The organism is Piscicoccus intestinalis NBRC 104926 (assembly GCF_001515525.1).
GTDB classification, from domain to species: Bacteria; Actinomycetota; Actinomycetes; order Actinomycetales; family Dermatophilaceae; genus Kineosphaera; species Kineosphaera intestinalis.
The window spans coordinates 1-11,187 of record NZ_BCNQ01000147.1; the positions used below are offsets into that span (position 1 = coordinate 1).

The 11,187-nt window shown below is 73.7% G+C and carries 10 protein-coding genes; 7 read left to right on the forward strand and 3 right to left on the reverse strand.

The window, feature by feature from the left end:
- The 3 genes from PINTE_RS17720 to PINTE_RS17730 form a co-directional block, all read right to left on the reverse strand.
- Positions 1-788 (reverse strand): L-lactate permease (locus PINTE_RS17720; RefSeq protein ID WP_174524027.1); only part of this gene is annotated, 788 nt, incomplete at its 3' end.
- Positions 789-1,085: 297 nt separating this feature from the next.
- Positions 1,086-2,078, reverse strand: coding sequence for an SDR family NAD(P)-dependent oxidoreductase (locus PINTE_RS17725; RefSeq protein WP_068433421.1), 993 nt, complete (start codon positions 2,076-2,078; stop codon positions 1,086-1,088).
- A gap of 36 nt (positions 2,079-2,114) precedes the next feature.
- Positions 2,115-2,858 carry a VC0807 family protein gene (locus PINTE_RS17730; RefSeq protein WP_068433422.1) on the reverse strand — a complete coding sequence of 248 codons (744 nt, stop codon included), beginning with the start codon at positions 2,856-2,858 and terminating at the stop codon, positions 2,115-2,117.
- Positions 2,859-2,920: 62 nt separating this feature from the next.
- On the opposite strand from PINTE_RS17730, the gene PINTE_RS17735 reads away from it, so the two are divergent.
- The 7 genes from PINTE_RS17735 to PINTE_RS17765 all read left to right on the forward strand — a co-directional run.
- On the forward strand, positions 2,921-3,853 hold the full coding sequence (locus PINTE_RS17735; protein ID WP_157087341.1) for a PaaX family transcriptional regulator C-terminal domain-containing protein: 933 nt from the start codon (positions 2,921-2,923) through the stop codon (positions 3,851-3,853).
- Positions 3,854-3,974: 121 nt separating this feature from the next.
- Complete coding sequence (locus PINTE_RS17740; protein ID WP_068433427.1) at positions 3,975-5,231, forward strand: AGE family epimerase/isomerase; 1,257 nt, start codon at positions 3,975-3,977, stop codon at positions 5,229-5,231.
- 150 nt (positions 5,232-5,381) lie between these two features.
- Positions 5,382-6,593: a 4-hydroxybenzoate 3-monooxygenase gene (locus PINTE_RS17745; protein WP_068433430.1), complete on the forward strand. Its 1,212-nt coding sequence runs from the start codon at positions 5,382-5,384 to the stop codon at positions 6,591-6,593.
- A gap of 125 nt (positions 6,594-6,718) precedes the next feature.
- Positions 6,719-7,393 (forward strand): TetR/AcrR family transcriptional regulator, encoded by a 675-nt coding sequence (locus PINTE_RS17750; protein ID WP_068433432.1) that lies wholly within the window; start codon positions 6,719-6,721, stop codon positions 7,391-7,393.
- 13 nt (positions 7,394-7,406) lie between these two features.
- Entirely contained in the window at positions 7,407-9,542 is a 2,136-nt protein-coding gene (locus PINTE_RS17755; RefSeq protein ID WP_068433434.1) for an HlyD family efflux transporter periplasmic adaptor subunit, read from the forward strand.
- Positions 9,539-10,459, forward strand: a complete 921-nt coding sequence (locus tag PINTE_RS17760) for an HlyD family secretion protein (RefSeq protein ID WP_068433436.1) — start codon at positions 9,539-9,541, stop codon at positions 10,457-10,459. Before PINTE_RS17755 ends, PINTE_RS17760 begins: the two co-directional genes overlap by 4 nt.
- Positions 10,456-11,187 (forward strand): ABC transporter ATP-binding protein (locus PINTE_RS17765; RefSeq protein WP_068433438.1); only part of this gene is annotated, 732 nt, incomplete at its 3' end. The genes PINTE_RS17760 and PINTE_RS17765, both read left to right, overlap by 4 nt.

Below are 11,187 nucleotides of genomic sequence, written 5' to 3' on the forward strand. Positions count from 1 at the left end.
GGGCCCACGGAGGCAGCAGCCCGCGCTCGGGCGGCGCCGCGCGTGCGGGCCAGCGCGAGATGGCCGACGATGACGAGCAGCGCGCCGAGCGCGCCGGCCAGGGGCGTGCCGACGAGAGAGTTCGCGGCCCACACGCCGAACCACAGGGCGGCGCCGGAGCCGAGTCCGGCGAGCAACCGGCGCGGCATGGTCGGCTGGTCGTCGAGGATCACGGCGGCCACCCCGGAGACGAGGAAGACGACGCCGTTGACGACGGCGCAGGCGACGCCGAGGTCGGTCAGGTCGAGGTCGTTCATGCGGGCGGCGATGAGGGTGCCGGGACCGAGCGAACCCCACGGCACGGCGACGAGCCCGAGCATCGCGAGCACGGCGGCGCGCAGCGGATCGCGGCCCAGGTGCAGCAGCAGCGGCACGCCGACCATGACGCCGACGCCGAAGCCGGTGACCGACTCCGCGAACGGCACGACGCCGTGCACGACGAGCAGCACCGCGGCGGTCGGCGAGGCGACGATCGAGGTGAGCCAGCCCGCGATCCGCGCCTGCGCGCCGCATGCCTCGAGCAGCCGGGCGAGCGTGATGCCGCCGGCGAGGATGAGCACGACCTCGAGGAGCGTCGGCGCCCAGCCCAACAGCACGTCGGCGAGGCGGGCCGGGGCCAGCGGGAAGGCCAGCGGCACGAGGAGCGCGCATGCCGCGAGCGCCAGCGCGGCGGCGCGGGTCGCGGACACCCGCCCGGCCAGGGCACCGCACGCCACGACGACCGGCAGCGCGGCCAGCACAGCGGACATCCGACCTCCCGGGTAGGTGGTGCGCGAACGCCGCGCCCCGGGAGGCTACCGCGCACCCGAACTCCCCAGAGAACGTCCGCGTGAACACCCCGCGAGAACGCCCCGGAGAACGACCCAACGACCGACCGAACGAACGAACCAGCCAACGTCCCTGAGAACTGCGAGTCGTGGTGAGGACTGCGACACGGACTGCAGTTGCGACCGTGACACGCAGTTCTCAGGGACGTTGACGTTGGTCAGAGGCGCCGCTCAGGGACGTTGGTCAGCCGCTTGGCCGGGTTGGCCGGGTTGGCCGGACTAGACGGGCTGGCCGGGTTGGGCGGGTTGATCGGGGAGTTCGTTGGTGCGGCGGGCGGCACGGTCTCCGAGGGTGGTCAGGGCGGCGACGACCCGGGCGGCGCGCGGAGACCGATGGGCCAGCTCGGCGCGGGCCTGCTCGCCGGTGACCGTGCGGCGCTCGCCGGGCGGGGCCTTGGGCAGCACCCGGCTCACGAGACCGAGAGCCCGCACGACGGTGGCCGGGGCCAGGCCGTGCACGCGCATCCCGAGGGTGGCGGCGGGTGTGATCGTCACGATCGGGCGGCCGGCGAGCACGGCGTCGACCATCGTGCGCGCGGCTCGGGCCCCGTCGGCGGAGACGAGCGGCAGCGAGGCGCTCGGACCGAACCAGGCGTAGTCCGAGGCGGCGTCGCCGGTGAACTGGGCCTGCAGGTGGGAGCCGGTGCGCATGAGTCCGGGCACGATCGTCGTCGCGGTGACGCCGGTGCCGGCCAGCTCGGCGGACAGTCCCTGCGTGAAGCCGACGGCTCCGAACTTCGCCACCGAGTACGGCAGCAGTCGCGGCACGCTGATCGTGCCGCCGATCGAGGTGACGGTGCCGATGCGGCCGTGGCCGCGCTCACGCATCGCGGGCAGCACCGCCAGGGCCACGTTGATCGGACCCCACAGCATGATGTCGACGGCCTGCTCGAAGTGCTCGCGGGTCGTGGCCTCCAGCGGCCCGACCTGGATGACACCCGCGACGTGGATCGACACCTCGATCGGCCCGAGCTCGCTCTCGATCTGGGCGACCGTGCGCTCGATGCCCGCGGAGTCGGTGACATCGGCGCGATAGGGATGCAGCTCGAGGCCGTCGACGGCGGCGGATTCCCGGGCTCGGGAAAGGGATTCAGCGTCTCGGGCGAGGATCGCGACGCGGTGCCCGCGGCTCGCGAGCTCGCGGGCGACCAGGAGCCCGAGTCCGCGGGAGGCGCCGGCGACGAGGGCGACGGGGGCAGCGGATGGCGTCATGCGGCACCCTAACCCGGCGCGCGCGCGCCCGCCCGCTCACGCCGCGGCCTCCCGGAGGGCGGCGGCGCGGCGGGAGTCACCGGCCTTCTTCATGCGGGCGCCGTACCAGAACGTCCAACCGATGACGAGGAAGGTCACGAGCGTCGGCAGCACGCTGCCGACGACGTAGGCGGTGTCGAACGTCAGCGTGTACACCGCCACCACGCGGATGAGGGCCTCGATGAGGTAGGCGACGCCCCACACGGCGGTGATCACTCGCATCCCGCGTCGGAACCCGGGGTACTGCTTCCACATCCCGCGCCACCGGGCGACGCCCTCGTCCGTGCCGTCGGTGGCGAACTTCTCGGAGATGACGAACATCAGCGGCCGCGGCACCAGCGGGGTGACCGTCGCCAGCACGACGAGCCCGAAGCCGCCGGTCAGCGCGGAGTCCTTGAGGAGCAACACCCGCGGGTCGCTGGAGCCGATGACCGAGACGAGCGCCGAGAGCAGGTTCATCGCGATGATGAACACCGAGAACCGGCTCAGGCGGCGGTGCCGCACCGCCTCGATCGCCACGGAGACCAGCGGGCCGATCATCGCGAGGAGATACGCCTGCACCTCGGTGGCGCCCGCCGCGCGCGCATACCGGAACAGCACGATGTTGAGGCCGATGTCGAAGAGGAGCATCGAGCCGAGGCTGATGATGCGTTCCTTGCGGTCCGCGCGCGGCGAGGGTTGCGGAGTCGGGGGTGTCGGGGGTGTCGCTGCGGTCGGCGCCGGCGACGCGAGGTTGCCCATGCGCGCAATAGTTACACTCGATCCACGTTTCGTGCTATCAACGACATAAAGGGGAGCTGAGGATGCGAGTGACCCGCGGCAATGTCGCACTCGTCTTCGGGTGCTTCGGCGCCAGGAGACTGCCCGGTCCGGTGCTCGTCACGGCGCTGACCGACCTCGGCATGAGCCCCGCTGCCGCCCGGGCGCTCATCGCCCGCATGACGCGGGACCGGCGGCTGCGGGCGAGCCGGCGCGGCGCGGTCACCGTCTACGAGCTGGGCGATGCGATGCGCCGCGACTTCCTGCGCATCCGGTACGGCGACGCCAGCCCACCCTGGGAGGGTCACTTCGACGCGGTGATCTACGACGTGCCCGAGTCGCGGCGCGCCGACCGCGACGGCCTGCGCGCCGCGGCGGCCGAGGGCGGCTTCGCTCCGTTGCGGCCGGGGCTGCTCATCGGCTTCGAACCGGCCGCCGCATGGCTAGAGCCCTTCCGCCGCCACCGTCCCCGGTCCGGATTCATCGAGGTCGGCCAGCTCGCCTGCGACGTCCCGACCGCGCGCCGGCTCACGCGCCGGGCGTGGAATCTCGACAAGGCCGCGGCGACGATGCGCGAGCACACCGCCTCCGTGGCGGCGACCGTCGAGGCGGTTCGCGGGGCGCCGCCCTCCGGCGCGCAGGCCCTGCGCACGCTGTCGGGCGTCATGACCCTCTCGACGCGACACCGCCTGCTCACCCCGGCGCTGCCGGCCGAACTGCGTCCGGCGCGGTGGCCCGCCGATGACCTCCATGCGGCGATCCAGCGGCTCACCGCCCTGCTGTTCACCGAAATCGCCGCCTATGTGTACGACACGCTCGCCGCCAGCCCGCACGCCTGCCTCGTGGAGGCCGATCCGTCGGCCGACGAGGTCCGCGCGGCCGCGCGGCGCGCCCTCGCCGACCTTCGGGACTCCGCCCAGGCCCCGGGCCCGCGCGGCGGCTGCGACGGCCCTGCGACGACCGTGCGACAACCCTGAAAACTGCGTGTCGTGGTGAGGACTGCGACACGAACAGCAGTTCTCACCACGACACGCAGTTTTCACGGACGTTTGGGCGGTCGGGGGCCGAGGGTGGGGCGGGCGTGCCAGGCTGGCCGTCATGACCGCGCCGATCGCCTTGTCCCCGCCGCGTCCGTGGATCGAGTCACCCGCGCACCTCGCGTGGCTCGACGACGGCATCCGCCGCCTCATGCGCTTCGGCGTCGGCTGCACCCTGCCCGGAGGCGGGTTCGCCTGGCTCGACGCCGACGGCTACCCGATGCCCGACCGCACGCCGCAGCTGTTCCTCACCGCCCGCATGGCGCACGTCGCGTCGGTGACGACCAATCTCGGCATCCCCGGCTGCGGCCCCCTGCTCGACCACGCGATCACTTCGCTCGACGGGCTGTTCGCCGACGACGAGCACGGCGGCTGGTTCAGCGACCCGACTCAGCCCGATGCCCGCAAGGCCACCTACGACCACGTGCACGTCGGGCTCGGCGCCGCCTCCGCCGTGGCCGCCGGGCACCCCGACGCGCCCGCCCTGCTCGAGCGCGTCATCCACCTCATCGACACCCACCTGTGGGACGAGGACGCGCAGGCGCTGCGGGAGTCGTTCGCGCGCGACTGGTCCGACTCCGAGGCCTACCGCGGCGCGAACGCCAACATGCACGGGCTCGAGTCATTTCTCGCGATCGGCGACGTCACCGGCGACCCGCGTTGGCACGAGCGCGGGGCCGCGATCGCCCGGCGGCTCGTGCGCGACGCCGCGCCGGAGCACAACTGGCTCCTGCCGGAGCACTACGACGAGAACTGGCGGCAGCTGCCGAACTACAACGCCGACGAGCCCGACCACCCGTTCCGCCCGTTCGGCGCCACCTACGGCCACTCCCTGGAGTGGGCCCGACTCCTGTTGGCGCTCAACGCTTCTCCGGCCGGGGTGGGCGAGGACTGGATGGTCGACGCCGCCGCCAACCTGACCCGCACCGCGCTGGAGAGCGGCTGGGCCGCCGACGGCAAGGACGGCCTGGTCTACACGGTCGACTGGGACGGCGCCCCCGTCTCCCGGCTGCGCCTGCACTGGCCGATCTGCGAGGGCATCCAGACCTGCGCCGCCCTCGTGCGCACCACCGGCGACACCACGTGGGAGCACTGGTACCGGCGGCTGTGGGACCACGCCGCGACGTACTTCATCGACATGAAGGGCACGTGGGTCAACGAGCTCGACGACGACCTGCAGGAGTCGGGCACGGTCTGGCCCGGCCGCGCCGACTTCTACCACTGCCTCGGCGCCCTCGCGGTGCCCGCCGCGCCGCTGACTCCGTTCGTCACCCTGGCGGCCGCCGCTCGTCCGTCCCGCATCAACCCGCCCGCCTGACGGTCCCGCTCGCTACCCTGACGGCTCGTACCCTGACGGCCGAAGGCTGCCCTTTCGGTCGAGGGCTCGTTTCCTAGCCGCAGCCGTCGGCCGAAAGGGCAGCCTTCGGCCGATGAGGTTCACGCAGGTTCCCGCTTGGAGGAGGCAACGATGCCCGCAGCCGAAACAGTCGAATCGCCCACGATCGCGATCGTCGGAGGCGGTCCGGCCGGCCTCATGCTCAGCCACCTGCTCGCGCGCCGCGGCGTCGACTCGATCGTGCTCGACCACCGCAGCCGCACCGAGATCGAGCACACCCACCGCGCCGGCATCCTCGAGGCCGACAGCGTGCGCCTCCTCGTCGACACCGGCGTCAGCGACCGGGTGCTGCGCGACGGTGACGAGCACGAGGGCATCGACCTGCGGTTCTCCGGCCGCAGCCACCGCATCCACTTCAAGGAGCTCGTCTGGGAGTCGGTGTGGCTCTACCCGCAGACCGACGTCTTCATCGACCTGGCCGACGCCCGCGCCCGGGACGGCGGCGACGTGCGCTTCGGCGTCACCGACGCGAGCGTGGAGGGCATCGAGACCGACTCCCCGATCGTGCGGTTCACCGACGCCGACGGCACCCCGGGCGAGCTGCGGCCGCGCCTGGTCGTCGGCGCCGACGGCTCGCGCAGCATCTGCCGCCGCCTCGTGCCGGAGGAGCACCGGAGCGCGTACTTCCACGAGTACCCGTTCGCGTGGTTCGGGATCCTCGCGCAGATCCCGCGGGTGGCCCCCGAACTCATCTACTGCCGCTCCGAGCGCGGGTTCGCGCTCATCAGCCAGCGCACCGAGACGATTCAGCGGATGTACCTGCAGTGCGAGCCGGGCATGGCGCCCGACGCCTGGAGCGACGAGCAGATCTGGGAGGAGTTCGCGGCGCGCCTGGCCGGCGAGGACGACCTGACGTTGCCGACCGGCCCGATCATCGACCGCGCCGTGCTCGGCTTCCGCAGCTTCGTGCAGGAGCCGATGCACTACGGGCGCCTCGTGCTCGCCGGCGACGCCGCGCACACCGTGCCGCCGACCGGCGCGAAGGGCCTCAACCTCGCGCTGGCCGACGTGTCGGTGCTCGCGGGGTGCATCGAGGACTGGCTGGGGTCGGGCTCCGACGACGCGCTCGCCGCGTACACCGGCACGGCCCTGCAGCGGGTGTGGCGGGCCCAGAACTTCTCCTACTGGATGACTCAACTGCTTCATACAACCTCGGGCCGATCCGACGGCGCCGTCGGCGATTTCGCAGCCATGCGCCAGCTCGGCGAACTCGACACGGTGGTCTCCTCGCGGGCCGGGCGCACGTACCTGGCGGAGTGCTACACGGGCTGGCCGCAACGGTAGCCACCGCCGCTTGTAGCAACTCAATGCACCAAGCCAGTCCGCGCAGGTAGCCGACGCGACGGCCGATAAGTGGTCGTGACCCCGCACCGGCGTATATTTCCCCGCGTGATGAATGTGCGAGCGTCGTGACCGGATCCCCGCGGAGCGCGAACACCCCCCGCAGCCGAGGGCCGCGCGGCGGCGACTCCGACACCCGTGGCGACATCCTCGCCGCGGCACGCACGGTCTTCGCCGACCGCGGCTACACCGCCGCCTCGCTGCGGGGCATCGCCCGCGAGGCGGGTGTCGACCCGGCGCTGCTGCACCACTACTTCGACGGCAAGGTCGACCTCTACTGGCAGGCGGTCATGGCTCCGCTGGCGTCGCGGGGGATGGCCCGCCCCGATCCCCCGACGATCCTCGCCGGCATCCTCGCCGGGCCGCGCGAGGAGGTCGGCCGCCGATGGGCCGCCGCGTTCCTGCGCCTCTGGGACGCCCAGGACGGCCCCGAGCACTTTCGCGCCCTCGTGCACGGCCTGACCACCTCCGAGGAGGGCCTGCGCACGATCCGGGAGTTCCTCATGCAGGAGGTCTTCCACCCGCTCGTGCACGCCCTCGGCGTCGATCACCCGGACCTGCGCGCGCAGCTGGCCGCGACCCAGCTCATCGGCCTGGGCATGGGCCGCTACGTCGGCCGCCTGCCCGAGCTGCGCGACCTCCCGGCGGACGCGCTCGCGGTCATCGTCGGCGACGCGATCCAGCACTACCTCTTCGACCCGCTCCCGTCCGGGCTCTTGCCGACACCGCCTCCGGAGGCGTAGATTTCATCATGTGATGAAACACGGTGGTGATGGTGACCGTGATCTCCGCGCGTCCCGTCACTCCCGCACGACCCCGCCCCGCGCCCCCCGCGGAGCCCGGGGGCCCCTCGCGCTGAGCAGCCTGCTCGCGCTGACGCTCGTCGGCGTCCCCACCCTCACGGGCCTCGCCGGGTGCGGCGACGCCGGTGACGCCCTGCGGCTGTCCGGCAGCGTCGACGACCCCACCGTCACCGTGCAGGCGCCCGCCCTCGCGGCCCCCACCGTCAACCTCGACGCCGGTTTCGCACCCGCGGGCTCACCACCCCTATCGACCGCCACCCCCGGGTCGGCAAGCACTTCTGCCACGAATCCGCCTGCGAATCGGTCGAACTCGAACCCCAACGCCAACCAGACCGCCGGCCAGACCGCCAACCCGACGGCCGGCCCGACCCAACCCGCGACCGGAGCCCCGGCCGCCGCGGCGCGCACCCTGTCCTACGCACGGGTCGCCGAGGTCGCGGTGCGCGAGGGTGCGAACGTGCGGGCCGGGCAGGTCGTCGCCCGCTTCGACGCGGCGGCGCTTACGGCCGCGGCGAGCGCCGCCACGGCCGACGTGGCCGTCGCCCGCGCCCAGGTGGGCGTGTTCGACGACCGCATCGAAGGCACTCGCACCACCGAGTCCGACCTGCGCACCCGCCGCGCGGAGGTGAACTCGAGAATCGACACGGTGACCGCCAACCGCGACCGGCTGCTCACCCAGCAGGCGCAGGCCCAGTCGGCGCTGACCAGCGTCGAGGCCGGGCTCAGCGAACTCGACAGCGGCCTGACCAGGGTGGAGACGGGGCTGCGCCAGGCCCGCGCCACCGACGCCACGCTGCGCCAGCGGGCCCGGCAGCTCGACGCGTCCGCCCGCCAGCTGCGTGGGGTGCGCGCGCAGGTGCAGGCCCAGCGCGACCGGCTCGCCGCCCAGCTGGCGCAGCAGCCGCCCGGCGCCACCCCCTCACCGGCGCAGCTGCGCGCACTGATCGCCCAGCTCGACGCGCGCATCGCGCAACTGAACACCCAGCTCACGCGGCTCGCGGCCGCCCGCCGACAGGTCGCCGACGGGCAGCGCCAGGCGGCGCAGGCGCTGGCCCGGCTCACCACCATCCGCACCCAGCTGCTCGACCGGCGCACGCAGGCCCGGGCGGCCCGCGACCGGCTGACCACCGGCCTGACCCGGATGGCCGACGGGCTGAGTCGCATCGAGACCGGGCTGACCACCGCCACCGAGGCGTTGGGCACGATCGACACGGCGATCACCCGGGTCGTCGAGGCCCGCGGCCGCCTGACGGAAGCCCGACGGGTCGCCGACGCGCGGATCGCCGGTCTCGTCACCACCCAGAAACGCGCCGCCCTCGACGCCGCCCGGGCCGTGCTGCGCGCCCCCGAGGACGGGGTCGTCGTCGCCGCGGCCGGCCTCGGCGCGATGCTCGCGCCGGGCGCACCGGTCGTCACGATCCGGCCGCGCGAGCCGCAGACCGTGACGACCTGGGTGAGCCCCGAGCAGCTGCCGCGGCTGTGCGTCGGCGACACCGCCTCCCTGCGCGGCGACTGGATGACCGCCGACCGCTCCGGCCGGGTCGTGCGCATCGACCCCACCGCGACCTATCCGCCGTCGTCGCTGGCCACCGACGAGGTGCACCTCATCCGCGCCTTCCGCGTCACCGTGCAGGTCGACGCAGACGCCGGAGCCGGGGCCACCGCTCCCGCCGACGACTCCAGCACCCCCAGCGGCGCCCCTCGCCCGACCCCCAGCGGCACCCAGAGCCCGACGACGAACCCGACATCGGGCACGACCACGAGGCCGACATCAAGCGCGACACCGAGCTCGACATCCAGCCCGACATCGAGCCCGACATCGAGCCCGACATCGAGCCCGACATCAAGCACGACCCCGAACCCGAGCCCCAGCCGCGCGCCCGCCGGGAGCGTCACGCCGGCCGCCCTGCGCGTCGCGCCGACCACCGCGCCCGCCCCGAGCGCGACCGCCCAACCGTCCCCTCAAAACAGCGAATCGCCTTCTCCCACCGGCGCGTCGGGCTCCACCTTGGCCCCCGGCGCCCCGCTGGACGTCACGATCACCCCATGCCGCGCCGCCGACGCACCCACCCCTCAGGAGAGCCCATGACCCCCCGGCGCACCCCGACCGACGGCGACACCCGCCGACGCGGCGCCCGCGCCGAGGCGGACGCGCGGGCGCCCGAGGCGCGAGGCGAGACCGACGCCGCCCGCGGCACGGGCCTGCGAGCGCGGCTGCGGCGCCCCTCGCGCCGTGTCGTCGCCGCGATCGTCGTCGTGGCCCTGCTCGTGCTCGGCGCCCTGGGGTGGTGGTGGTACTCGACGCGCGGCGACGGCGACGAGACCCTCGTCGCGAGCGGCTCCCTGGAGGCCGCCTCCTACGACGTGGCGCCGGCGACGGCCGGGGTCGTCGCGCAGGTGCTCGTCGGGGAGGGCGACACCGTGCAGGAGGGTGAGCGGCTCGTGCTGCTCGACGGCCGCAGCTTCGCGCTGCAGGTCACGCAGGCCCAGCAGGGCGTCGCGGCCGCCACCGCGGCGGTGACGAGCGCGCAGGAGGCGCAACGCGATTCCGGCGGCAGCGCCGCTGACGTGACCGCCGCCCAGGCACGGTTGAAACAGGCGCAGGCCGCCGTCAACCTGGCCAAGGTGCAGCAGGGGTACGCGACGGTGCGGGCGCCGCACGCCGGGCAGGTGGTGACGCTGACGACGAACACCGGCCAGACCGCCTCCCCGAACCGCACGGTGCTCACGCTCATCGACCCCGCGGACCTGACCGCGCGGGTCTACGTGCCGGAGACGGCGATCGGACGCGTCGCGGTGGGCTCGGTCGCCGACATCACCGCCGACAACGGCGCCTCGACCCCCGGCACCGTCAGCTTCGTAGCCGCCCAGGCCCAGTTCACGCCCAACACCGTGGCCACACAGGACCAGCGCACCAAGCTCGTCTACGAGGTGCGGCTGCGGATCGACCCGGCGGCCGCCTCCTCCCTCAAGCCCGGCATGCCGATCGACGTGACGTTCCGATGAGCGCGTGCGTGGCGCACGGCCTGACGAAGCGCTTCGGCAACACCCTCGCCGTCGATCGCGCGAGTATCGACGTGCCGCGCGGCGCCGTCTACGGGCTGCTCGGGCCGGACGGCGCCGGCAAGTCGACGCTCATCCGCATGCTCGTCACCGTGCTGCGGCCCGACGGCGGCGACGCCCTGGTCTTCGGGGAGCCGGTGCGCTCGGCGGCGGCGCGGGTCACGCCGCGGATCGGCTACATGTCCCAGCAGTTCTCGATGTACCCCGACCTCACGGTCGCCGAGAACATCGACTTCTTCGCCACGGTGCGCGGGGTCTCCCGCGCGCGGCGACGCGAACGCAGCGCGCGGTTGCTGGAGAGCCTGGCGCTCGCCGAGTTCGCCGACCGCCAGGCCGGGCGCCTGTCGGGCGGCATGAAGCAGAAGCTCATGCTCGCGATGACGCTCATGCACTCCCCCGACCTGCTGCTGCTCGACGAGCCGACGACCGGCGTCGACCCGGTCTCGCGGCGCGAGTTCTGGCGGATCCTCGCCGACCTGCGCCGCGACGGCACGACGGTGCTCGTCGCCACCCCGTACATGGACGAGGCGCAGCGCTGCACCGACATCGCGTTCATGGACGGCGGGCGCATCCGGCACGAGGGCACGCCCGCGCAGATCGCCGCCCTGGTGCCCGGCACGCTGCTCGAGGTGAGCGTGGCGGCGGACGACCGGCGGGCCGCGCGGGAGGCC